The following is a 23,109-nucleotide window of genomic DNA, read 5'->3' on the forward strand; positions in this document are numbered from 1 at the left end:
AGTTTCCTTTACTGTTTCAATTTAATTTTGTTTACTTAGCGTATGGCGCGAGTATGACTCTTACACCATGTGCTGAAATAGTGTTAACGGATTCTTGAGTGATGTTGTCGTCGGTAACTAAGACATTAACCACATCCCAAGGTAATTCTAGATTAGGGATCCGTCGGCCAATTTTAGTCGACTCTAATAGCACTACGACTTCACGAGACATTTCAGCCATCACTTTGCTTAGGCCGGTTAGTTCGTTAAATGTGGTGGTACCACGATCCAAATCGATGCCATCTGCACCGATAAATAATTGATCGAAATTATATGAACGTAATACTTGCTCTGCTACCTGGCCCTGAAAAGACTCTGAGTGAGGGTCCCAGGTGCCACCGGTCATCAATAATGTCGGCTCATTTTCAAGTTCATGAATGGCGTTTGCCAGTTGCAATGAATTTGTCATCACCACTAAACCGCGCTTATCATTAAGTTGCTGCACAAGACCAGAAGTAGTACTGCCGCTATCAATAATAATTCGGTTATGATCACGAATAAGCTCAGCAGCTTTAGCAGCAATCGCTTGCTTGTTTAAAGACAGTTTCTCATTGGTAATTTGAGTCATTTCTTGAGGAACAGGAACAGCCCCGCCATAACGTCGTAACAATAGCCCATGGGTTTCAAGCATGGCTAAGTCTTTGCGAATAGTGACTTCTGAAGTGGCAAATAAATTAGCCAGCTCATCGACACTGACTTCGCCTTGCTCATTAACCAATTTAATGATCGAATGGCGACGTTGTTGGGTATTACGTTTAGTCATTAAGCTTAATATCTTTCACATAAGTTTCAAAACGAAAGATATTTTAGCACCAAATGAAACTTTATCTAGTTTTTATGACCTGAATTTGAAATAAAAGCATAAAAAAACCTCTGTGATAAGCAGAGGCTTTTGACGTTTTTAGTTTTTAATTAAATCTGAATTTACTTTTTAATTTTTACTGGACGCTGCCAACCGGTAATATGGCGCTGTTTAACACGAGTGATCACCAGTTCATTTTGAGCAACATCTTTGGTGATAGTTGAACCAGCACCTAAAGTAGCATTTTTGCCTATGGTAACAGGTGCAATTAACTGAGTATCACTACCGACGAATACGCCATCTTCAATGGTAGTAATAAACTTATTAGCACCGTCGTAGTTACAGGTAATAGTACCTGCACCTATATTAACACCTGCACCAATAACAGCATCGCCTAAATAAGCCAAGTGGCCTGCTTTAGAACCTTTACCTAATACACTCTTTTTAATTTCAACAAAGTTGCCAATATGAGCGTCTTCTTTAAGCTCTGCTCCAGGGCGTAAACGAGCAAAAGGCCCAGCACTGGCAGCTTGTCCAAGCTTAGCGCCTTCTACAATAGTATAAGGTTTAATTTCGGCATTATCGGCAATATCACAATCAATCAAAATCGCACCAGCACCAATTGTGACGTTATTGCCTAAGGCCACTTTACCTTGAAAAATAACGTTAACATCAATCATCACATCCATACCAACTGTCACGTCGCCGCGAATATCAATACGGGCAGGATCACGTAAGTTAGCACCATCGAGCATCATTTTTTCAGCGGCACGAGCTTGGTAAGCACGCTCTAACTGGGCAAGTTGTACGCGGTTATTGGCGCCTTCAACTTCGATAGCAGATTGTGGTTGTGAGGTGGTAATCTCTACTCCATCGGCATTAGCCATAGCAATAATGTCAGTTAAATAGTATTCGCCTTGAGCATTGTTATTAGATAGACGATTTAACCATGCTTTTAACTGCTTACCTGGTACAGCCATAATGCCAGTATTTACTTCATTAATGGCTAACTGTTCATCGTTGGCATCTTTTTGTTCAATAATTCGAACAACGCGACCCTGCTCACGCACGATACGACCGTAACCAGTAGGGTTGGACAAATTAACCGTCAATACTGCAAGACCATTAGCTGGGCGTACTGCCAATAATTCCTTTAGAGTTGATTGCTGAATAAGTGGTACATCACCATAAAGAATTAATACAGTATCATCGTCATTAATATTCGGAGTTGCTTGGGCAACCGCATGACCAGTACCAAGTTGTTCTGCTTGTAATACCCAATTTAATGCTTGTTCACCTAAAGCTGCTTGTAATTTATCAGCCCCATAGCCATATACTAATTGAATAGCTTGCGAACCAAGTGAATTTGCAGTGTCGATAACATGCTGAACCATACTTTTGTGGGCTATAGGATGCAGCACTTTAGGCAGCTCTGAGCGCATCCGAGTTCCTTTACCTGCAGCTAAGATCACAACATTTAACGACATTGAGCATTCCTTTAATGAACCGATAGAGATTTGCTGACATTTTAACGGAATATCAACCAAAGGGAAAACACAGCTGGAGATTTAACCAATAAAAAAGGCGACTCATAAAGAGTCGCCTTTTAAGCGTCAAATAATCAGATTATCTGGTGATATTTTTTTTGATGCATTCAACAACACGTAATTGAGCCATAGACTTGGCTAACTCGATTACTGCAGCTTCATAATTGAAGTCAGATCCCGCGTTAGCAATTGCTTGCTCAGCATGTTCTTTGGCTGCTAACGCAGCTTTCTCATCAATATCATCGGCACGTAATGCTACATCAGCAAGCACTGAAATTGCAGTCGGTTGCACTTCAAGTAAACCACCTGATAGATACAACACTTCTTCACTGCCATCTTGCTTGATAAAGCGCGCCATACCAGGCTTGATTTGTGTCAGTAACGCAACATGGTTAGGCATAATACCTAACTCACCTTCAGCACCAGTAACTTCTAAAAAGCTAACTTGGCCGTGGTAGATGCTATTTTCTGCACTAACAATATCAAGTTGGACTGTTTTGGCTGCCATCAAGTTCTCCTTAAAGAACTAAGCTTTACGGCCTAGTTATTTCTTTTTGTTAGCTTTTTCGACAGCTTCATCGATTGAGCCAACCATGTAGAACGCTTGCTCAGGGATGTGATCGAACTCACCATCCAAGATACCCTTAAAGCCACGAATAGTGTCTTTAAGAGAAACGTACTTACCTGGAGAACCAGTAAAGACTTCTGCTACGAAGAAAGGCTGAGACAAGAAACGCTCAATCTTACGTGCTCTGAATACCATGGTTTTGTCGTCATCTGACAATTCATCCATACCCAAAATAGCAATAATGTCTTTCAGCTCTTTATAACGCTGTAATACAGTTTGTACACCGTTTGCAACATCATAATGTTCTTGGCCAACAACCTGTGGATCTAACTGACGTGAAGTCGAATCCAATGGGTCAACCGCTGGGTAAATACCCAAAGAAGCAATTTGACGAGACAATACAACAGTCGCATCTAAGTGAGCGAAGGTTGTTGCTGGTGACGGATCAGTCAAGTCATCCGCGGGTACATATACTGCTTGTACAGAAGTAATCGAACCAGACTTAGTTGAAGTGATACGTTCTTGAAGAACACCCATCTCTTCAGCTAGTGTTGGCTGATAACCTACTGCAGAAGGCATACGACCTAATAGTGCAGATACTTCAGTACCAGCTAGGGTGTAACGGTAAATGTTGTCCACGAACAACAATACGTCACGACCTTCGTCACGGAACTTTTCAGCGATACTCAGGCCAGTTAACGCTACGCGTAAACGGTTTCCTGGAGGCTCGTTCATCTGACCATAAACCATGGCTACTTTGTCTAATACGCCTGAATCTTCCATCTCGTAGTAGAAGTCGTTACCCTCACGAGTACGCTCACCAACACCAGCGAAAACAGAAAGACCAGAGTGAGCTTTAGCGATGTTGTTAATCAGTTCCATCATGTTAACTGTTTTACCAACACCAGCACCACCGAACAGACCAACTTTACCACCTTTAGCGAAAGGACAAACAAGGTCGATAACCTTGATACCTGTCTCTAATAGCTCGGTTGAATTTGACTGATCTTCATATGAAGGAGCTGCACGGTGAATTTCATAACGCTCTTCTTCACCGATTGGACCCGCTTCATCAATTGGTTCACCCAATACGTTCATAATACGGCCAAGGGTCTTAACCCCTACCGGAACAGAAATTGGTGAACCTGAGTTTGCTACCTCTAGACCACGACGCAGACCATCAGAAGAACCCATAGCGATGGTACGAACTACACCACCACCTAGCTGCTGCTGAACTTCCAGCACCAAACCATTGCAGGCGCCTTCGCCAGTGATCTTCAGAGCGTCATATACTCGAGGTACAGAATCTTGTGGAAACTCTACGTCCACAACCGCGCCAATTACTTGGACAACAGTACCTGTGCTCATGATTAATCCTCTAAACTTGATTTCGTTACCTAACCTAAACCGCTGCAGCGCCTGATACAATTTCCGACAGTTCTTGCGTAATCGCAGCCTGACGGGCCTTGTTATAGACGAGTTGCAGATCATCGATCATTTCGCCAGCGTTATCTGTTGCCGCTTTCATTGCTACCATACGGGCAGCCTGTTCAGAGGCAATATTTTCAACAACACCTTGATACACTTGAGACTCTATATAACGAGTTAACAATAAATCCAAAACTTCTTTTGGATCAGGCTCGTAAATATAATCCCAAGGGTAACTCGCTACTTCTTCATCTGACTTAGGTAAAGGTAGCAGCTGTTCGATCACAGGAGTCTGGCTCATAGTATTAACAAACTTGTTAAACACAATGTACAGACGATCCAGTGTTCCTTCGTTGTAAGCTTTTAACATGACACGTACCGTGCCAATTAAATCAGCAAGTTTTGGCGCATCGCCTAAACCTGATGCATGGGCGGATATTTCACCACCAAAGCTTTTAAAAAACTGAACAGAACGGGCACCAATTGGGCAAAACTCAATATCTGCGCCCTGTTCTTTCCATTTTTTAACGTCTGACACAACCTTTTTAAAGAGGTTGACGTTCAAACCACCACAAAGACCACGGTCGGTTGCTACAACAATATAACCAACCCGCTTGGCATCTCTCACCTCTAAATAGGGGTGTTTATACTCGAGAGTACCTTGCGCTACGTGACCGATCAACTTACGCATATTTTCAGCATATGGACGGCTCGCTGCCATGCGTTCCTGCGCTTTGCGCATTTTGCTAGCGGCTACCATTTCCATAGCAGAAGTGATCTTCTGAGTATTTTTAACACTCGCGATCTTAGTTTTAATCTCTTTAGCGCTGGTCATCTCTACTCTCCAATCTGGGACCAGAGGTGCCTAATGACACCCCGTGTTCATTATTACCAGGTTTGGGTTTCAATGAACTTGTCCATGCCCGCCTTTAACTCACCTTCAATATCAGCGTTATAATCGCCGCTAGCATTGATGGTGTTTATTAGGTCAGCATGTTGACTGTTCATGTATGAAAGCAGAGCGGCCTCAAAGCGACCGACTTCATTTAAAGCAACACCTTTAAGGTAGCCTTTTTCAGCTGCGAAAATAGACACAGCCTGGGCAGCAACGCTCATAGGAGCATATTGCTTTTGCTTCATTAATTCGGTTACACGCTCACCATGCTCAAGTTGAGCACGTGTTTCATCATCTAAATCAGATGCGAACTGTGAGAAAGCAGCAAGCTCTCGATACTGTGCAAGTGCAGTACGAATACCGCCAGACAGTTTCTTGATAATCTTTGTCTGCGCAGCACCACCAACACGAGAAACAGAAATACCTGGGTTAACAGCTGGACGTAAGCCCGAGTTAAACAAGTCTGTCTCAAGGAAGATCTGACCATCTGTAATAGAAATTACGTTGGTCGGTACGAACGCTGATACATCACCAGCTTGGGTTTCAATAATAGGTAAAGCCGTTAACGAACCGGTTTGACCTGTTACTGCACCTTTAGTGAATTTTTCTACATAATTTACGTTTACGCGTGAAGCACGCTCTAATAAACGAGAATGTAGATAGAATACGTCACCTGGGTATGCTTCACGTCCTGGTGGACGCTTCAATAGTAATGAAATTTGACGGTAAGCAACTGCTTGCTTAGACAAATCATCATATACGATTAAAGAATCTTCACCGCGATCACGGAAGTATTCACCCATAGAACAACCAGAATATGGTGCTAAATATTGCAGTGCTGCAGCTTCAGAAGCTGAGGCAACAACAACAATAGTGTTAGATAATGCACCATGTTCTTCAAGCTTGCGTACTACGTTAGCGATGGTAGAAGCTTTCTGACCAATAGCTACATAGACACACTTAATGCCTGAATCTTTCTGGTTGATAATTGCATCAATGGCCATCGCTGTTTTACCAGTCTGACGGTCACCAATAATCAATTCACGTTGACCACGACCAATAGGGATCATGGCATCAACGGCTTTATAACCAGTTTGAATTGGTTGATCTACTGATTTACGTTCAATAACACCTGGTGCAATCACTTCAACAGGAGAGAAACCATCGTTGTCGATAGGTCCTTTTCCATCAATAGGCTCACCTAGAGTGTTAACAACGCGGCCAAGTAGACCACGACCCACTGGTACTTCAAGAATACGACCAGTGGTTCTTACTTTATCACCTTCAGCTAAATTAGCGTAAGGTCCCATTACTACGGCGCCGACAGAATCACGTTCTAAGTTCAACGCGATTGCAAAACAGCCACCAGGCAGTTCGATCATTTCACCTTGCATTACATCGGCAAGGCCGTTAATGCGAATGATGCCGTCACTTACTGCAACGATTGTACCTTCGTTGCGAGCTTCACTAACGACGTCGAACTGCTCGATCCGCTGCTTAATCAGATCGCTGATTTCAGTGGAATTCAGTTGCATGCTCAAACTCCCAATTACGACTGCAGCTTATCAGACAAACGCGATAATTTACCGCTTACCGAGCCATCAATGACTAGGTCGCCTGATTTAATAATTACACCGCCAATAAGCGATGCATCGATGCTGCAATTCAGCTTAACTTTGCGTGCGAGACGTTTCTCTAGAGAAACACTAATTTGCTGCTGTTGCTCAGAGCTTAACTCAGTAGCAGAAACCACATCGGCTTCAACTTCTTTTGTCCACTCATTACGGTATTCAGCAAAAAGTAGCGATACTGTTGACAGTATCCCTAAACGACCGTTTTCAGCCATTACCTTTATCAGGTTTTGACCTTGCTCATTGACTTGCTCACCACATACTTTTATAAATAGTGAGGCAAGTTCAGTACTCGCTAAAGTACCATTAAGCAGTGGCTTTATTGATTCGTTTTCACTTACCAATGAAGCGAAAGTTAACATTTCTGTCCAACTTTCTACTGCTTTATGCTCAACAGCAAAATCAAAAGCTGCCTTTGCGTAAGGGCGAGCGATGGTGCTTAATTCAGCCATAACTCAACTCCCTTAATCAAATTTCAGCAACAAGTTTATTAACAATGTCACTGTGGGCTTCTGGATCAATCGCACGTTCTAGAATTTTCTCTGCACCAATAATGGCTAAAGAAGCAACTTGCTTGCGCAAATCATCTTTCATACGATTTCGTTCGTTTTCAATTTCTGCCTGACCCTGTGCGACTATTTTAGCTCGCTCAGTTTGTGCTTCAGCTTTTGCTTCTTCAACGATTTGAGCCTTACGCTTATTAGCTTGCTCAATAATTTCGTTGGAAGTAACTTTCGCATCTTTAATATGCTCAGTAGCTTTAATTTGTGCTAACTCTAGATCTTTTGCTGCACGGCCGGCATCTGCCAGACCATCAGCAATTTTCTTCTGGCGTTCTTCGATGGCATTCATCAACGGAGGCCATACAAACTTCATGCAAAACCACACGAAGAGAATAAAGGCAACCGTCTGACCGAATAGGGTAGCGTTGAAATTCACAACAGCCTCCTAGTTAGATTAAAGACAGAAGCATTAATTAAAGCATTGCACCCAATGGGTTAGTAAATAGCATAAATAGCGCAATACCTACACCGATCATAGTTACGGCGTCTAATAGACCCGCTACGATGAACATTTTAACTTGTAACATAGGAGCCATTTCTGGCTGACGAGCAGCACCTTCCAAAAACTTTCCACCTAAAAGGCCGAAACCGATAGCTGTTCCTAATGCACCCATACCAATAAGTAGAGCAACAGCAATAGCCGTCATTCCTAATACAGTTTCCATATCTATCTCCAATATTCTAAATCTTTGTTATTAATGATTTAGGTCAAAAAATTTTCGGTTACCCTTAATGATCTTCATGAGCCATGCTTAAATAAACAATGGTCAACATCATGAAAATAAATGCTTGTAAAGTAATAATTAAAATATGGAATATTAACCAACCTAGTTGTAATCCTACACCTAGAGCAGATAACGCCACATTAGAACCGTACATCAATGCAATAAGGATAAATATCAACTCACCAGCGTACAAGTTACCAAATAGTCGTAGAGCCAATGAAATAGGCTTCGCAACTAGAGTCACTGTTTCTAATAATAAGTTGACGGGTATCATTGCCCAATGGTTAAAAGGTTGAAGTGTTAACTCTTTAACAAAACCTGAAACACCTTTGACTTTAATGCTGTAGTAAATAATCAGCACAAACACACCAAGAGCTAAGCTGAAGGTAATGTTAACGTCGGTAGTTGGAACAACTTTTAGGTATGGTATACCTATGAAACTAGCTGCCCAAGGCAACCAATCTACAGGGAGCATATCCATGAAGTTCATCATGAAAATCCACACAAAAATTGTCAACGCTAAAGGTGCAATAACAGGATTGCGACCGTGAAAAGTTTCTTTCACGCTGCTATCAACGAACTCAACAATGATCTCGACAAAACATTGAAATTTGCCAGGAACACCAGTTGTCGCTTTTTTGCCGGCACTGTAAAACAGCCATAAGAACAACATTCCAAGCCCAACCGAAAAGAACAATGAATCAATGTTCCAAGTCCAAAACCCTTCACCAACAGTTAAATTGGTAAGGTGATGTTGGATATAGCTCTGCTGTGTTAACGCTTCACCAGTTGCAGACATGATTCATCCCACTTAACTTTGCTTGAAATATAAAGGTGCTATCCAATGTACTACTAGCGCTAACGAATAACAGCTAAAAAGTGGCATGAATCCGACTTTTAAATTGATAAACACTAACGAAAACAATGCAATGGTTAATAGCATCTTTACCGCTTCCCCCCAGTAAAAGCTTTTAATCACTTTTGCTGCTGAGCTTGCTCCACTATGTGAAAAAGCTAGGGTTGCGAATACAAAATTAGGAAGTACAGCGATAACTCCACCTGCAAGTGCAGATAGACCATACTGTGCTCCCCACATAACGAAAAAAAATATTGAAATAATACTCGCGACTGCCGCTTGTACCAGCACTAATTTATAGGCTGCTAACCTGCCACGACGCGCTAAAACATTACTCAACTTCATCTCTCCGCATTAATGCCTTTCGCGGTCTTAATGTTAAATTTAATATATTAAACTAGCCTTAAGATTCAAAAAGCCTGCAAAGTATACCTTTTCGCGCTTTGTTTGCAACTTTGATGATAGCAAAACAACGATTATGCACACGATTTAGCGCTAAATAATCAAAAACGAAAATAAGAGCTATGTCACAAACTTACTAATGAAATTGCTTTAATTCATATTTCATCGAATTTTACTCAAAATTCCGTCTAATTCAGCAAGATTCTGGTAATTTATTACAATTTTGCCTTTACCTTTACTGCCATGATTAATCGCAACCTTGGCACCGAGTCTTTCAATTAACTCTTGTTCTAAACGGCTAACATCATGATCTTTAGCTGGTGTTTCGGCGTCTTTAGCCGGATTCAAGGCTTTGTTGACTAATCGTTCAGTTTCTCGAACAGTCATTTCTTTTGAAGCCACTAATCGAGCCAAATTAGTCTGCTCATCACCCTCTAACGCTAATAGTGCACGGGCATGGCCCATGTCGATATCACCATTTTCCAACAAACGTTTAACAGGCTCATTTAGACTATTCAAACGTAATAAATTTGACACACTAACACGTGATTTTCCTACAGCATCAGCCACTTGTTGATGAGTTAACTCAAATTCTTCAAGTAATCGTTGTAATGCTATAGCTTCTTCCATTGCATTTAAATCTTCACGTTGAATATTCTCAATGAGAGCAATGGCAACTGCAGCATCGTCGGCAACTTGCTTAACAATACACGGGACGTTATTAAGTTTAGCTAATTGAGCCGCACGCCAACGACGTTCACCCGCGATGATTTCATAATTAGTTTCAGAAATTTTTCGGATAACAATTGGTTGTATAACACCTTGAGCACGAATAGATTCCGCAAGTTCTTCTAATGCTTCAGGCGACATATCTTTACGGGGTTGATATTTACCTGGCTGTAATAAATCAAGCTCAAGGTAAATTAAGTCGCTTTGTTTTGTTGTTTGTTGTTCTTCTGCTTGAGCATTTTTACGACTAGCGGCATTACTGTGGCTTAATAAGGCATCCAAGCCTTTACCTAAACCGCGTTTTTTTAACGTCATTTTTGTATCCTACGCTTGTTTGGGTTGAGTTAGCTGTTCTGCTCGGCGGATTATTTCACCTGCTAAGGCTAAATAGGCTTTAGCTCCAGCACTTGATTTGTCGTAATACATGGCAGGGGCACCAAAACTAGGTGCTTCAGCTAAACGAACATTTCGCGGTATGACCGTACGATACACTTTTTCACCAAAATGCTGTTTGAGTTGATCCGATACATCATTAGATAAACGATTGCGCGGATCGTACATTGTACGCAAAATACCTTCGATGCTTAATGTTGGATTAACCATGGCACTGAGTTTAGTAATAGTGTCAATTAATGCTGTTAAGCCTTCTAATGCATAATATTCGCATTGCATTGGCACAAGTACAGAATCGGCAGCAGACATTGCATTGACAGTTAACATATTGAGCGATGGTGGACAGTCAATAAAAATAAAATCGTAATCATCTTTGATCGGTGCCAATGCATTACGTAAGCGGATCTCACGGGCATAAAACTCCATCAATTTAATTTCAGCAGCGGTGACATCACCGTTACTTGCGATCAAATCGTATTTACCAATAGTATTTTTAATCACAATATCAGCAAACGGTTTTTCTTCGACCAATAAATCATAAGCAGTGTTGTCTACATCATATTTGTCGACTCCACTACCCATTGTTGCATTGCCTTGAGGATCTAAATCGACCAATAATACTTTACGCTTTGTGGCGGCAAGTGATGCGGCGAGATTAACGCAAGTTGTTGTTTTTCCAACGCCACCTTTCTGATTGGCTACGGCAATGATTTTACCCACAATGTCATCCTATCTGAATAATTATTGATGTCCGGTTAGCTTAATTAGCAAATGAAATACGCTTTATTGCTTAGCAATTTTTAATAAATGTCGCTGTTCATCTAACTTTGGTACATGCAATACAATGGTTTCTACCAACGAAAAACCTGCTGGTATCTCTTGTAATTCTTGTTGATTTAACTGGCCTTTTAACGCATAAAAAGTGCCTTTTTCAGTCGGCAAATGGTGACACCAACTAAGCATATCTTGTATTGATGCAAATGCGCGACTTAACACACCATCAAATTTAATCTCTGGCTCATATGCTTCAACACGACTTTCAACTGAAGTAATGTTTTTAATTTTTAATTCGAACTGAACCTGCTTTTGAAAACGGATCCGTTTCCCTAAACTATCAAGCAGTACAAACTCTTTATCGGGATTCATAATAGCTAATGGGATCCCTGGTAATCCAGGACCTGTACCTACATCGATAAAACGTGGCCCTTCAAGATAAGGAGAAACAGTCAAACTGTCCATAACATGACGAATTAACATTTGCTCAGGATCGCGAACCGAAGTGAGGTTATAAGCCTTATTCCATTTATCGAGCATTTCAACAAAACCCACTAATTGTTTTTGTTGTAATTCAGTGGCTGACATTTTCATTTCAGCTAAATAGGTTTTTAGTTGGGCAGATAACACAGAAAGCCTCGTAGGTTGCATGATAAAGACGGTAGTTATTATGAAGCCGTAGAAGCACTAAGGGAAGTCTTATGACTTCCCTCGTGTTATTGATTTGAAAAAAGAGCTAAATTTATGCTATTTTTCGCAATAAACCGCGTTTTTTCATATGTACTAACAGGATTGATATCGCAGCTGGAGTAATTCCAGAGATCCGCGATGCTTGTCCTACTGTATCAGGTTTATGGCTATTTAATTTGGCAATCACTTCATTTGATAACCCCGGCACTTCTTGATAATCCAGATCTAATGGTAATAATGAATTTTCATGGCGGATAGCTTTATCAATTTCTTCCTGTTGACGTTGTATATAACCCGAGTATTTAACTTGAATTTGTACTTGTTCAGCAGCTTGATTATCTTCGAGTCCAGGACCAAAACCCTCTAATGACATCAATTTTGCATAGTCCATTTCTGGACGACGTAATAAATCTTCAAATGATGCTTCACGTGAAATAGGAGTATTTAATTCTGGATTGAGTACGCCCAGTAAAGCTGAATTAGGGTGAACCCATTGGCTGCGTAAACGCTGAAGTTCTAATTCAATCGATTCTCTTTTGATAATAAATGATTCCCAGCGATTATCATCAACTAATCCAAGTTCACGGCCTTTTTCTGTTAAGCGTAAATCAGCATTATCTTCACGAAGTAATAAACGGTATTCTGCACGACTAGTAAACATGCGGTACGGTTCTTTTGTACCTAATGTAGATAAATCGTCAACTAAAACACCTAGATAAGCTTCATCACGACGAGGACACCAAGCAGTTTTGCCTTGTACTTGCAATGATGCATTCATCCCTGCAAGTAATCCTTGTGCTCCGGCTTCTTCATAACCTGTTGTTCCGTTAATTTGACCAGCAAAAAACAGTCCTTCAATGGCTTTGGTCTCTAATGAGTTTTTAAGATCTCGTGGATCAAAATAATCGTATTCTATGGCATAGCCAGGACGCATAATTTCAGCGTTTTCCATGCCTTTTATTGAACGAACTAAATTTAACTGTACATCAAATGGCAAACTGGTTGAGATGCCGTTTGGATAAATTTCATTAGTGCTTAGCCCTTCAGGCTCAATAAATATTTGATGCGACGATTTGTCTGCAAAACGGTGGATTTTGTCTTCAATAGATGGGCAATAACGTGGTCCGATCCCTTCTATAACACCTGAATACATAGGGCTTCGATCTAGTCCTCCACGGATAATGTCGTGGGTTTTCTCATTGGTATGAGTGATAAAACAAGAAACTTGTCTTGGATGCTGACTTACATCACCAATAAATGACATTACAGGTAATGGTGTGTCACCTTTTTGCTCGGTCATTTGTGAAAAATCAATGGTATTAGCATCAATACGTGGTGGGGTTCCGGTTTTTAAACGGCCAACACGGATATTTAATTCTCGTAAACGATTTGCTAATGCAATTGCCGGTGGATCACCTGCGCGACCACCACTGTAATTTTGCATACCAATATGGATTTTACCGCTTAAGAAAGTACCCGTTGTTAATACAATTGCTGGTGCTTCGAAAGCCAAACCCATTTGTGTTACTACACCAACAACTTTATTATTTTCAACAACTAGGTCATCAACAGCTTGTTGGAAAATACGTAAATTAGGTTGATTTTGTAAAATATGCTGGATTTTTTGACGATATAACGCTCTGTCTGCCTGGGCTCGTGTAGCACGAACTGCTGGGCCTTTACTGGAATTTAACGTTCTAAATTGAATACCTGCAAAGTCAGTGGCTGTTGCCATTGCGCCACCTAAGGCATCAATTTCTTTTACCAAATGCCCTTTGCCAATTCCTCCAATAGCAGGATTACAAGACATTTGCCCAAGTGTGTCGATGTTATGGGTCAACAATAATGTTTTTGAGCCCATTCTTGCAGCTGCAAGTGCTGCTTCAGTTCCGGCATGACCACCACCAACAACAATTACATCAAACCGTTCATGAAAATGCATTATCTGACCTTTGATAGCTAAGAAAGTTAAATTCGAATTTAATCTTTTTTCGATTGGATCATTTTAGCACTTGCTTGTCTGAACGTGAACGATCATTTTTCACTGATTGATCAAGATGCGGTTTGCTTAATAGATCTTAAGATCTTTATATAGATCTTTTTATTATGTTTATTATTAGGATCGGACTTTTCTGTTGATAACTTTAATTTTGTCTTAAAATCATATGGTAAAGTTAAAACTAACCTGTGATCTGATCGCGATCAAACTCAAGATAACATGGGGATAGATCGGGTAATTATCCACAAGGGTGATCATTGAGCAGATCGGACTGTGAATAGTACAGAGTTATGATCGCTAAAAATAATAGCTTATCCACAAAGTTATACTAAGAAGTAACATATTGTGGATAAGTATGATCTAATCTGTGGGTTGATCATGATTTATGCAGAAAATGATCTGACCTATATATGCTTAGATAAGATGTTGCCATTGCAATAACCACGCTAGAGCAGGTTCTTCAGGTATTGGATCTCGTTGGACGTCTATTTGGATCTTATCCACAATAGGCTTAGATCCATATTGTAAAAGTAGTGAGGTTATTTTTTCTGGTCCTTGGCAGAAAGTATCGTAACTAGAGTCACCAATTGCACATAAAGCGAACTTTATATGGTTAAGATCGGGCATTTCGATCATTAATTGCTTATGAAACGGTACTATATTGTCGGGCAGATCGCCTGCTCCATGAGTAGAACAGACAAGAATCCACACTGAAAAATCTGGTAATTCATTTATATTGGGCTCAATAAAGACCTCTGTTTGATGGTTTAACTCAGCAAGTTGAGCCGCCATTTCATCGGCAACATATTCTGAACCGCCTAATGTTGTGCCTACTAATAATGCTACTTTTGCCATCTTGACTCCAAATTATCTGTGTATTTCATTATTGCATACCTGTTTTGATTGCTGTGGGGCGATGCATTTGGCTATTTTACTCGTTCAATTGCGATTAATGTTGGCTTATTTGTGTTTATAAAGGGGGATAACGGTGTAAATAAGTGTGCTTTAGGCGTTTTTAAGTGCTTTTATTTAGGCTTTGTTTATTGGTTAACATGAGTGTTTAATGTTTTTAGCATAAAAAAACGAGCCTTATAAGGCTCGTTGATATGGGGTTAATACTCCAGTATTACTTGGATAGCTAACTTAATGACAAATACTTTGCATGAAAACGCAAATGGTCTTCAATAAATGTAGCGATAAAATAATAGCTGTGGTCATAACCAGGCTGCATTCTTAGCTCAAGCGGATAACCTTTGTCTTTTGCTATTTTAACTAAGTCTTGTGGCTTTAATTGCTCATTCAAAAAATTGTCATTACTGCCTTGGTCCACCAGCGCGGGCACAAATTGTTGGCTATTGGCCATTAACTCGCAGCTATCGTATTGTTTCCATTGTTGCTGGTCATCACCTAAGTAACCGCGGAATGCTTTGATGCCCCATGGACAGTCCATTGGGTGACAAATAGGACTAAATGCTGACAAACTGTTATATTTGTGCGGATTTTTTAATCCGATAGTTAACGCGCCATGTCCACCCATTGAATGACCGCTAATACTGCGTTGCTCTGTTACTGGGAAATGGGCTTCAATTAATGCTGGCAATTCGTTTACCACGTAATCATACATTTGGTAATGCTGACTAAATGGTGGTTTAGTGGCATTTAGATAAAAGCCTGCACCTAAACCAAAGTCATAAGTGCCGTCAGCATCATCTGCGACATTTTCACCTCGTGGGCTGGTATCGGGTGCGACAATAGCCATGCCTAGCTCTGCTGCTATTCGCTGTGCACCTGCTTTTTGCATAAAGTTTTCATCAGTACAGGTAAGCCCTGACAACCAATATAAAACCGGTACTTTTTGGCTTTCGGCTTGTGGTGGTAAGTAAATAGCAAATCGCATGGTGCAATTAAGTGCACTTGATTGATGACTATATTGTTTATGCCAACCACCAAATGCTTTGGTACTGCTGATACTTTCAATGGTCATGATGTGTCCTTATTTGTCAGAACGCAGTTAAGTGGTTTTACACTTAACTGCGCCTGTCACTATTAATTAAACGTTACTTGGCAAAGTGAATCACGCTGCGAATACTTTCACCTTTGTGCATTAAATCAAATGCATCATTAATGCCTTCAAGCCCCATAGTGTGAGTTATAAAGTGGTCAAGTTTAAATTCGCCAGCTAAGTATTGCTCAACAATACCCGGTAATTCACTACGTCCTTTAACGCCACCAAATGCACTTCCACGCCATACGCGACCAGTGACTAACTGGAATGGACGGGTTGATATTTCTTGGCCTGCACCTGCTACACCAATAATGACTGACTCGCCCCAACCTTTATGACAGCACTCTAATGCACTGCGCATTACATTGACATTACCAATACATTCAAATGAGAAATCGACACCACCGTCGGTCATTTCTACAATCACTTCTTGAATAGGCTTATCAAAGTTTTTAGGGTTAATGCAGTCGGTTGCACCTAATTTTTTGGCAAGTTCAAATTTAGATTCATTAAGATCAATACCAATAATCCGGCTCGCACCAGCCATGGTGGCGCCAATAATTGCCGATAAACCAATACCCCCTAAACCAAAAATAGCGACAGTATCACCTTTTTGAACTTTAGCTGTTTTCAGTACTGCCCCCATACCTGTTGTTACGCCACAGCCTAATAAACACACTTCTTCTAATGGCGCATCTTTACTGACTTTGGCTAATGATATTTCAGGTAATACTGTGTACTCAGAAAATGTTGAACAGCCCATGTAGTGAAAAATTGGCTTGCCGTCTTTAAAGAAACGCGTAGTGCCGTCTGGCATTAATCCTTTCCCTTGAGTTTCACGTACTGCGCTGCAAAGGTTAGTTTTACCAGAAGTACAGAACTTACATACCCCACATTCTGCTGTGTATAACGGAATAACATGATCGCCTACTTGTACGCTGGTAACCCCTTCACCGACCATATGAACTATGCCGCCACCTTCATGACCAAGAATTGCTGGGAATACTCCTTCAGGATCATCACCAGAAAGCGTAAATGCATCGGTATGACAAACCCCAGATGCCACAATACGTACCATGACTTCACCCGCTTTTGGGTACATTACATCGACTTCTTCTACCGATAATGGCTGGCCAGGTCCCCAAGCAATAGCGGCTTTTGATTTAATAAATTGTGCTGACATAAATGATTTCCTTAACATTAACGACCATGGTCAACATGGTTAAGAGGTATTACTACAGTGTAGTGTATTTAGTTATTGTATTTGTTTATCATAGAATGATAATCAGCTTATTTTGCAAATGACTTTTACGAGAATGTAATAATGATGAAATGGGAAGGCATTTTCGAATTTGTGGCAGTGGCTGAAACTGACAGTTTTACTGTGGCTGGTAAACGTTTGAGCATTTCAACAGCTCAAGTAAGTCGACAAATCAGTCAGCTTGAAAACCGTTTAAACACCAAATTATTTTATCGCACCACCCGTAAAGTATCGTTAACCGAAGAAGGTTCGGTTTATTATCGGCATTGTCGCCAAGTATTAAACAGTCTTGATGAAGCAGAACGAGCCATTTCAAGTTTAAAAGATAAGCCACAAGGACTTATTAGAATTACTGCGCCAGTGACTTATGGTGAAAAGTTTATAATGCCGATAGTGATTGATTTTATGCAGCAATATCCAGACATTGAAGTGATTTGTGAACTGACTAATCAGCAACTTGACTTGGTGGACGGTGGTTACGATTTGGCGATTAGGTTAGGGCGATTAACTAATTCGACTATGATGGCAAAGCGGCTTACTAGTCGAAGCCAATATGTGTGCGCAGCCCCGAGTTATATCGCTAAATACGGCACGCCTTATGCGTTATCGGAGTTAAGTCTGCATAATTGTTTAATCGGCAGTCAGTCACATTGGCATTTTGTTGAGCAAGGTAAACCTAAGACGGTAAAAGTGCATGGGTCTTTAGCTTGTAGCAGTGGTTTGAGTTTATTGAATGCAGCTATATGTGGTTTGGGGATTGTGCAGTTACCAGGATATTACGTCAATGATGCTATAGCAGAGGGGCAGTTAGTGGTATTGCTTGCTCCTTTTCAACAACCTAAAGAAGGTATTTGGGCTTTGTATCCGCATAATCGCCATTTATCACCCAAAGTGAGATTATTGGTCGATAAGTTATCGCAAGAGTTGTAACTAGCTCATCGTTCGCAAATAGCGTGCAATTTGAGCTTTTGGAAGGCTGGATATTTTATTGATTAGTTCAATGGTAATAGCTTGCTTGGGCAGTTGCTGCTGTAATACATCAATTTGATGTAACCATAAATGGCTGGTCATGGTGGCATCAGCCAAGGCTCGGTGAAACACACCATCGTTAGGTAACTGGTGATGATCTACAAGTGTGCCAAGCTTATGGTTGGGGACTTCTTGGCTAATACGTCGAGACAATAATAACGAGCAAGCAAACTGACCATTGTAATGCAGTTTGCTATGACTAAATTCAGCATCGAGAAACTTTTTATCAAAGCTGGCATTGTGTGCCACCAAATTAAAACCATCAATAAACTTGGAAAACTGCCCCATAACTTGTTTGGATACTAGGGCATGTTTGAGCATGTCATTGCTAATACCTGTGTATTGCTCAATAAAGCTATTGACTCGCTGACCAGGATTAATCAATTCCTGAAAAGTATCGACTATTTGACCATTAACTAACTTAACCGCACCAATTTCTATGGCTCGGTCACCGTTATCTGGTGATAATCCTGTGGTTTCAAAATCGAGCACCACAACTTGGTTAGCGAGTTTCATCAATTTACACCTATTTACCAATACAGAATGAACCAAAAATCTTGCCCAATAGATCATCTGAGGTAAATTTACCGGTGATTTCAGATAAGGCCATTTGTGTCATGCGCAGTTCTTCTGCTAGTAACTCTCCAGCTAAATACACTTCAAGCTGTTCTTTGCCCAACTGTAAGTGATTAGCGGCTAAGTCGAGAGCTTCTAAATGGCGACGACGGGCAATAAAGCCACCCTCTAAGTTACTTTGATAACCCATTAATGATTTAAGGTGATGCTTTAATTCATCAACACCTAAACCTGTTTTAGCTGATATCCGGTAAACACAACTGCCTTGTTCTTCGGTTTTATCTAAGGTTTCACCCGTTAAATCTGCTTTATTTCGTACTACGGTTACCCCTAGTTTTGCCGGTAAACGGTCGATAAAGTCGGGCCAAATTTCGTGAGGATTCACAGCTTCGGTTGTGGTGCCATCGACCATAAACAAGACTCTATCGGCACTGGCTATTTCTGCCCATGCGCGTTCGATACCTATTTGTTCAACAGTGTCGAGTGTATCTCGTAACCCAGCCGTATCGATAATGTGCAGTGGCATACCGTCTAAGTGGATATGTTCGCGAAGTACATCGCGAGTCGTTCCTGCAATTTCAGTCACAATGGCTGACTCTTTACCGGCTAATGCATTAAGTAAGCTTGATTTACCGGCATTAGGGCGGCCAGCAATCACAACTTTCATTCCTTCGCGGATGATTGAACCTTGCTTGGCGCTAGCTTGTACAGTGTCTAGTTTACTGATGATTTTATATAACGCGTTGGCAATTTTACCGTCGGATAGAAAGTCGACTTCCTCATCGGGAAAATCAATCGCGGCTTCTACATATAAGCGTAGATTGGTTACTTGGTCGACAAGCTCATGAACTTCTTTTGAGAATTCACCTTGTAGTGATTGCAACGCACTTTTTGCTGCTTGTTCACTGGTGGCATCAATTAAGTCTGCAATGGCTTCTGCTTGAGTTAAGTCGAGTTTATCGTTCATAAAGGCTTGTTCGCTGAACTCACCAGGCCTAGCAATACGAATACCGTCTATTTCCATTACTCGCTTAATTAGCATATCAAGTACTATTTGGCCGCCATGGCCTTGGAGTTCTAAGACATCTTCGCCAGTAAATGAATTTGGTCCTTTAAAAAATAGCGCAATACCTTGATCAATCACCTGACCGTCTGCATTGTTAAAGTCACAATATTCTGCGTAACGAGTTTTAGGCACATGGCCAATAATCGCTTTTGCTACATTAGTGGCTAAATCACCAGAAATGCGAATGATACCTACGCCACCTCGTCCTGGGGCGGTGGCTTGTGCCACAATAGTGTCTGTTGTCACGGTATTACCTATAAAATTGATAAAGGAAAAGGCGGCTAATCAGCCGCCTTTTTAATCAGTTATACCACATTGAGCTTAGGCTTATTTTATGCCATTTTTCTCAAGGCCTGCATAAATAATTTTCTGCTGTGTGATTGCAACTAAGTTACCCACTAACCAGTAAAGTACTAGACCTGCTGGGAACCATAAGAAGAATACGGTAAAGATAACTGGCATCCACTGCATCATTTTCACTTGCATTGGATCCATTGTTGGCGCTATCGGTTGCATTTTCTGCATCAAGAACATTGATAAGCCCATTAACAATGGTAATACATAGTATGGATCTTGAACCGATAAATCAGTAATCCAAAGCATGAATGGCGCATGGCGTAATTCATAGCTTTCTAGTAGTACCCAGTATAATGCGATGAAAATTGGCATCTGTAACAGAATAGGTAAGCAACCGCCCATAGGGTTTACTTTTTCTTTTTTATACAACTCCATCATAGCCTGACCCATCTTTTGACGGTCATCACCAAAACGTTCTTTCATCTCTGCCAATTTAGGCTGGAGATTACGCATTTTGGCCATAGAGGTATATTGCTTCTTCGTAAGCGGATATAGACCACCACGGACGGTGAGTGTTATCAAAATAATAGCCACACCCCAGTTACCCACAAATGATTGATAGAACATCAATAACCAATGGATTGGAATAGCTAACCACCATAAGAAACCGTAATCAACAACCAAGTTTAAGGTTTCAGAAATAGCTGAAAGTGCTTTTTGATTTTTTGGGCCAACATAAAACTGTGAGCTAATTTCTTTCGCTGTACCTGGTGCAATATCATATACCGCGCCACGGAAACCAATATTAGCTAATCCACCAGCACTCATACTTGAGAAAATGGTGTTTGAATCTGTTGCTGGTGGAACCCAAGCAGACACAAAGTAATGTTGTAGCATCGCAGCCCAACCACCCAGTGTGACTTTATTGAGATTCTTTTCAGCAATATCGTCAAAGTTATATTTCTCATAACGAGTATCTTGAGATGAGAATGCTGCACCACGATAGGTTGGCATCATCATGCTGCTTTCTGATTCTTTAACCGATTGCTTGATTTGGCCATACATTTGCACTTGTAAAGGTGCTGCAGAGGTATTGTTGATACTGTAATCAACTTTTACATCGTATTGACCCCGTGTAAAAGTAAAGTTTTTTATGTAGGTAACACCGTTGTTTGCAGTATAAGTTAATGGCACTGTTAGTGTGTCTTTACCATCAGCTAACGAATATGAATTAGCTTGAACACTATAAGTTGCACGACCATTAGCACTACTATCTATACCATCTCGACCAATGAGTCCACTTTGAGCTATATATGTAAAATCGTTGTGTTGCTCTAAAATGACAAATGGATCATTACTGTTTATTTCGCGTTTATGAGCCACTAATGCTGCATAAACAATGTCACCACCAATCGGGTTGATTTTAATATCAAGCTGATCAGTTTTAACGCTAATAAGGTTTTTAGTTGCAGGTAATTCGACTGGTACTCCAGTTATATCTGCTTCAGGAACGTCAGCACTGTGTTGCGATGCCGCGTTAGTTTGACTAACAGTTTGAGTCGCTGCTGGTTGTGGTGCTTTATCTGTTTGCCATTGCTGCCACATTAAAAAGCTGACAAACAGTAAACCGATTAGCAATATATTGCGTTGAGATTCCATAGCCTATTTATTACACCTGTCATTTTTAGGGGGGACGGGATCACTACCGCCGGGATGTAAAGGGTGACATTTTAATATGCGTTTCATAGCAAGCCAACTACCTTTCACTGTTCCATGAGTTTTTATTGCTTCTATAGCGTAATAAGAACAAGTTGGATTGAACCGACACCGCGGTCCCAATAAAGGGCTGATAATAATTTGGTAACCACGAATAACCGTAGTTGCTAGCCATTGTAACGGCGATTGAGTTTGCGCCATAGCTTTTCTATTAATTTGTGTAGTTCTGCATTTTCCATTTCCATCACGCCATTTCTGACTAATACAACGATATCGATATCTGGGATGTCGTGTTGATGTAAACGAAAACTATCTCTTATCACACGCTTAATACGATTACGTTGGTTTGCACGTTTAACAAAACGTTTGGCCACAGTTAATCCTAAACGAGGATGTTGCTCTGAATTTGGAATTGCGAGCAGAGTTATTTCAGCAGAGGATGCTTTGATTGGATTGGAGAATACAGATTTAAATTGCGCGGGAGTTAACAAACGTAACTCCCGCGAAAAGGTATAGCTAGTCACCTAGTTATCTACTTACGCAGATAAACGAGCGCGACCTTTCGCACGACGACGTGCAAGCACCTTACGGCCGCCTACAGTAGCCATACGAGCGCGGAAGCCGTGAGAACGCTTGCGCTTCAGGTTGCTAGGTTGAAAAGTACGTTTACTCATGATGGCAATCCGTCTTTGTTAGTGAATTTACCTTAGCTCCAAAATTAGAGGTAAGGGCAAAAAAGAGGCCGAATTGTAATCACTTTAAATGCTACCGTCAATAACGAAAGTACTTATATGATAAATTTCTGCCAAACTTTATTTTGAGCTACTATCGATTAAGCACCAGAAGATGTGGATAAGTCTGTGTACAGACACTATATCTTGTGGATCTTTACTCGTATTAATAGATCAAAGAATCGCTATTATAGATCAAGTTGGATCGGTTAATAAAGCTGGATCTGCTTGAATTTTACAAATAATGGATCGAATTTGATCTTTGATGATCACTGATCTATACACAGAATGATCCCGTTGGGGATAATTATTCTTTTAAGGATAGCGATCATTGTGATCTCACTATAGAATACACCTCCTTTGATTAAAGATATTGGGGATAAATAA

25 protein-coding genes are annotated in these 23,109 nt (G+C 40.7%); 1 reads left to right on the forward strand and 24 read right to left on the reverse strand.

The genetic code is table 11. From position 1 onward, the window contains the following. Positions 1 to 31 precede the first annotated feature (31 nt). From ABIS04_RS19520 to ABIS04_RS19605, 18 genes are all read right to left on the reverse strand, one after another. A complete protein-coding gene (locus ABIS04_RS19520) occupies positions 32 to 802 on the reverse strand; it encodes a DeoR/GlpR family DNA-binding transcription regulator (protein WP_140235471.1) in 771 nt (256 codons plus the stop codon). 161 nt (positions 803 to 963) lie between these two features. Beyond that, the gene (gene glmU, locus ABIS04_RS19525) at positions 964 to 2,328 is read right to left on the reverse strand and encodes a bifunctional UDP-N-acetylglucosamine diphosphorylase/glucosamine-1-phosphate N-acetyltransferase GlmU (protein ID WP_350432154.1); all 1,365 of its coding nucleotides are present in this window, start codon (positions 2,326 to 2,328) and stop codon (positions 964 to 966) included. Positions 2,329 to 2,467: 139 nt separating this feature from the next. Next, positions 2,468 to 2,896 (reverse strand): F0F1 ATP synthase subunit epsilon, encoded by a 429-nt coding sequence (locus tag ABIS04_RS19530; RefSeq protein WP_350432155.1) that lies wholly within the window; start codon positions 2,894 to 2,896, stop codon positions 2,468 to 2,470. 36 nt (positions 2,897 to 2,932) lie between these two features. Then, entirely contained in the window at positions 2,933 to 4,324 is a 1,392-nt protein-coding gene (gene atpD, locus ABIS04_RS19535) for a F0F1 ATP synthase subunit beta (protein ID WP_137224144.1), read from the reverse strand. A gap of 34 nt (positions 4,325 to 4,358) precedes the next feature. Further along, positions 4,359 to 5,219, reverse strand: a complete 861-nt coding sequence (gene atpG, locus ABIS04_RS19540) for a F0F1 ATP synthase subunit gamma (protein ID WP_137224142.1) — start codon at positions 5,217 to 5,219, stop codon at positions 4,359 to 4,361. 53 nt (positions 5,220 to 5,272) lie between these two features. Continuing rightward, positions 5,273 to 6,814, reverse strand: coding sequence for a F0F1 ATP synthase subunit alpha (gene atpA / locus ABIS04_RS19545; RefSeq protein ID WP_137224140.1), 1,542 nt, complete (start codon positions 6,812 to 6,814; stop codon positions 5,273 to 5,275). Between the two features lie 14 nt (positions 6,815 to 6,828). Continuing rightward, complete coding sequence (gene atpH / locus ABIS04_RS19550) at positions 6,829 to 7,362, reverse strand: F0F1 ATP synthase subunit delta (protein WP_137224138.1); 534 nt, start codon at positions 7,360 to 7,362, stop codon at positions 6,829 to 6,831. A 16-nt stretch (positions 7,363 to 7,378) separates the two neighbouring features. After that, complete coding sequence (gene atpF, locus ABIS04_RS19555; RefSeq protein ID WP_137224136.1) at positions 7,379 to 7,849, reverse strand: F0F1 ATP synthase subunit B; 471 nt, start codon at positions 7,847 to 7,849, stop codon at positions 7,379 to 7,381. A gap of 37 nt (positions 7,850 to 7,886) precedes the next feature. After that, positions 7,887 to 8,138, reverse strand: coding sequence for a F0F1 ATP synthase subunit C (atpE, locus tag ABIS04_RS19560; RefSeq protein ID WP_011639455.1), 252 nt, complete (start codon positions 8,136 to 8,138; stop codon positions 7,887 to 7,889). Positions 8,139 to 8,202: 64 nt separating this feature from the next. Then, positions 8,203 to 8,997, reverse strand: coding sequence for a F0F1 ATP synthase subunit A (gene atpB / locus ABIS04_RS19565; RefSeq protein WP_137224134.1), 795 nt, complete (start codon positions 8,995 to 8,997; stop codon positions 8,203 to 8,205). 12 nt (positions 8,998 to 9,009) lie between these two features. Then, complete coding sequence (locus tag ABIS04_RS19570) at positions 9,010 to 9,393, reverse strand: ATP synthase subunit I (protein WP_137224132.1); 384 nt, start codon at positions 9,391 to 9,393, stop codon at positions 9,010 to 9,012. A gap of 225 nt (positions 9,394 to 9,618) precedes the next feature. Further along, the gene (locus ABIS04_RS19575) at positions 9,619 to 10,500 is read right to left on the reverse strand and encodes a ParB/RepB/Spo0J family partition protein (RefSeq protein WP_140235473.1); all 882 of its coding nucleotides are present in this window, start codon (positions 10,498 to 10,500) and stop codon (positions 9,619 to 9,621) included. A 9-nt stretch (positions 10,501 to 10,509) separates the two neighbouring features. Beyond that, positions 10,510 to 11,298, reverse strand: coding sequence for a ParA family protein (locus ABIS04_RS19580; protein ID WP_137224128.1), 789 nt, complete (start codon positions 11,296 to 11,298; stop codon positions 10,510 to 10,512). A 63-nt stretch (positions 11,299 to 11,361) separates the two neighbouring features. Further along, complete coding sequence (gene rsmG / locus ABIS04_RS19585) at positions 11,362 to 11,982, reverse strand: 16S rRNA (guanine(527)-N(7))-methyltransferase RsmG (RefSeq protein ID WP_137224126.1); 621 nt, start codon at positions 11,980 to 11,982, stop codon at positions 11,362 to 11,364. Positions 11,983 to 12,094: 112 nt separating this feature from the next. Beyond that, positions 12,095 to 13,984, reverse strand: coding sequence for a tRNA uridine-5-carboxymethylaminomethyl(34) synthesis enzyme MnmG (gene mnmG, locus ABIS04_RS19590; RefSeq protein WP_137224124.1), 1,890 nt, complete (start codon positions 13,982 to 13,984; stop codon positions 12,095 to 12,097). Between the two features lie 471 nt (positions 13,985 to 14,455). Then, a complete protein-coding gene (gene mioC / locus ABIS04_RS19595) occupies positions 14,456 to 14,896 on the reverse strand; it encodes an FMN-binding protein MioC (protein ID WP_140235474.1) in 441 nt (146 codons plus the stop codon). 283 nt (positions 14,897 to 15,179) lie between these two features. Next, positions 15,180 to 16,025 carry an S-formylglutathione hydrolase gene (gene fghA / locus ABIS04_RS19600; RefSeq protein ID WP_140235475.1) on the reverse strand — a complete coding sequence of 282 codons (846 nt, stop codon included), beginning with the start codon at positions 16,023 to 16,025 and terminating at the stop codon, positions 15,180 to 15,182. A gap of 73 nt (positions 16,026 to 16,098) precedes the next feature. After that, a complete protein-coding gene (locus tag ABIS04_RS19605; protein WP_140235476.1) occupies positions 16,099 to 17,229 on the reverse strand; it encodes an S-(hydroxymethyl)glutathione dehydrogenase/class III alcohol dehydrogenase in 1,131 nt (376 codons plus the stop codon). A gap of 141 nt (positions 17,230 to 17,370) precedes the next feature. Between ABIS04_RS19605 and ABIS04_RS19610 the strand changes: the two genes are divergently transcribed. Beyond that, a complete protein-coding gene (locus ABIS04_RS19610; RefSeq protein ID WP_140235477.1) occupies positions 17,371 to 18,237 on the forward strand; it encodes a LysR substrate-binding domain-containing protein in 867 nt (288 codons plus the stop codon). Here ABIS04_RS19610 and ABIS04_RS19615 read toward each other — a convergent pair whose 3' ends face one another. The 6 genes from ABIS04_RS19615 to rpmH form a co-directional block, all read right to left on the reverse strand. Continuing rightward, positions 18,238 to 18,852: a 3'-5' exonuclease gene (locus tag ABIS04_RS19615; protein WP_350432157.1), complete on the reverse strand. Its 615-nt coding sequence runs from the start codon at positions 18,850 to 18,852 to the stop codon at positions 18,238 to 18,240. A gap of 10 nt (positions 18,853 to 18,862) precedes the next feature. Next, positions 18,863 to 20,224 (reverse strand): tRNA uridine-5-carboxymethylaminomethyl(34) synthesis GTPase MnmE, encoded by a 1,362-nt coding sequence (gene mnmE / locus ABIS04_RS19620; protein WP_137224112.1) that lies wholly within the window; start codon positions 20,222 to 20,224, stop codon positions 18,863 to 18,865. An 81-nt stretch (positions 20,225 to 20,305) separates the two neighbouring features. Beyond that, positions 20,306 to 21,934 (reverse strand): membrane protein insertase YidC, encoded by a 1,629-nt coding sequence (yidC, locus tag ABIS04_RS19625; protein ID WP_350432158.1) that lies wholly within the window; start codon positions 21,932 to 21,934, stop codon positions 20,306 to 20,308. 3 nt (positions 21,935 to 21,937) lie between these two features. Next, a complete protein-coding gene (yidD, locus tag ABIS04_RS19630) occupies positions 21,938 to 22,192 on the reverse strand; it encodes a membrane protein insertion efficiency factor YidD (protein WP_137224108.1) in 255 nt (84 codons plus the stop codon). Next, the gene (gene rnpA / locus ABIS04_RS19635; protein WP_137224106.1) at positions 22,159 to 22,515 is read right to left on the reverse strand and encodes a ribonuclease P protein component; all 357 of its coding nucleotides are present in this window, start codon (positions 22,513 to 22,515) and stop codon (positions 22,159 to 22,161) included. Before rnpA ends, yidD begins: the two co-directional genes overlap by 34 nt. Before the next feature lie 12 nt (positions 22,516 to 22,527). Beyond that, positions 22,528 to 22,665: a 50S ribosomal protein L34 gene (gene rpmH / locus ABIS04_RS19640; protein WP_006083827.1), complete on the reverse strand. Its 138-nt coding sequence runs from the start codon at positions 22,663 to 22,665 to the stop codon at positions 22,528 to 22,530. Positions 22,666 to 23,109 lie beyond the last annotated feature (444 nt).

It is taken from the genome of Shewanella sp. H8 (genome assembly GCF_040285065.1).
Taxonomy (GTDB): Bacteria; Pseudomonadota; Gammaproteobacteria; order Enterobacterales; family Shewanellaceae; genus Shewanella; species Shewanella polaris.

Coding starts and splice junctions, on each gene's coding strand:
- yidC (WP_350432158.1), bottom strand. CDS start 21,934: ATGGAATCTCAACGCAATATATTGCTAATCGGTTTACTGTTTGTCAGC.
- ABIS04_RS19605 (WP_140235476.1), bottom strand. CDS start 17,229: ATGTCAGCACAATTTATTAAATCAAAAGCCGCTATTGCTTGGGGACCT.
- atpD (WP_137224144.1), bottom strand. CDS start 4,324: ATGAGCACAGGTACTGTTGTCCAAGTAATTGGCGCGGTTGTGGACGTA.
- rpmH (WP_006083827.1), bottom strand. CDS start 22,665: ATGAGTAAACGTACTTTTCAACCTAGCAACCTGAAGCGCAAGCGTTCT.
- glmU (WP_350432154.1), bottom strand. CDS start 2,328: ATGTCGTTAAATGTTGTGATCTTAGCTGCAGGTAAAGGAACTCGGATG.
- ABIS04_RS19530 (WP_350432155.1), bottom strand. CDS start 2,896: ATGGCAGCCAAAACAGTCCAACTTGATATTGTTAGTGCAGAAAATAGC.
- atpG (WP_137224142.1), bottom strand. CDS start 5,219: ATGACCAGCGCTAAAGAGATTAAAACTAAGATCGCGAGTGTTAAAAAT.
- atpB (WP_137224134.1), bottom strand. CDS start 8,997: ATGTCTGCAACTGGTGAAGCGTTAACACAGCAGAGCTATATCCAACAT.
- mioC (WP_140235474.1), bottom strand. CDS start 14,896: ATGGCAAAAGTAGCATTATTAGTAGGCACAACATTAGGCGGTTCAGAA.
- ABIS04_RS19520 (WP_140235471.1), bottom strand. CDS start 802: ATGACTAAACGTAATACCCAACAACGTCGCCATTCGATCATTAAATTG.
- ABIS04_RS19575 (WP_140235473.1), bottom strand. CDS start 10,500: ATGACGTTAAAAAAACGCGGTTTAGGTAAAGGCTTGGATGCCTTATTA.
- ABIS04_RS19615 (WP_350432157.1), bottom strand. CDS start 18,852: ATGAAACTCGCTAACCAAGTTGTGGTGCTCGATTTTGAAACCACAGGA.
- atpH (WP_137224138.1), bottom strand. CDS start 7,362: ATGGCTGAATTAAGCACCATCGCTCGCCCTTACGCAAAGGCAGCTTTT.
- yidD (WP_137224108.1), bottom strand. CDS start 22,192: ATGGCGCAAACTCAATCGCCGTTACAATGGCTAGCAACTACGGTTATT.
- fghA (WP_140235475.1), bottom strand. CDS start 16,025: ATGACCATTGAAAGTATCAGCAGTACCAAAGCATTTGGTGGTTGGCAT.
- mnmG (WP_137224124.1), bottom strand. CDS start 13,984: ATGCATTTTCATGAACGGTTTGATGTAATTGTTGTTGGTGGTGGTCAT.
- atpA (WP_137224140.1), bottom strand. CDS start 6,814: ATGCAACTGAATTCCACTGAAATCAGCGATCTGATTAAGCAGCGGATC.
- atpE (WP_011639455.1), bottom strand. CDS start 8,138: ATGGAAACTGTATTAGGAATGACGGCTATTGCTGTTGCTCTACTTATT.
- ABIS04_RS19610 (WP_140235477.1), top strand. CDS start 17,371: ATGATGAAATGGGAAGGCATTTTCGAATTTGTGGCAGTGGCTGAAACT.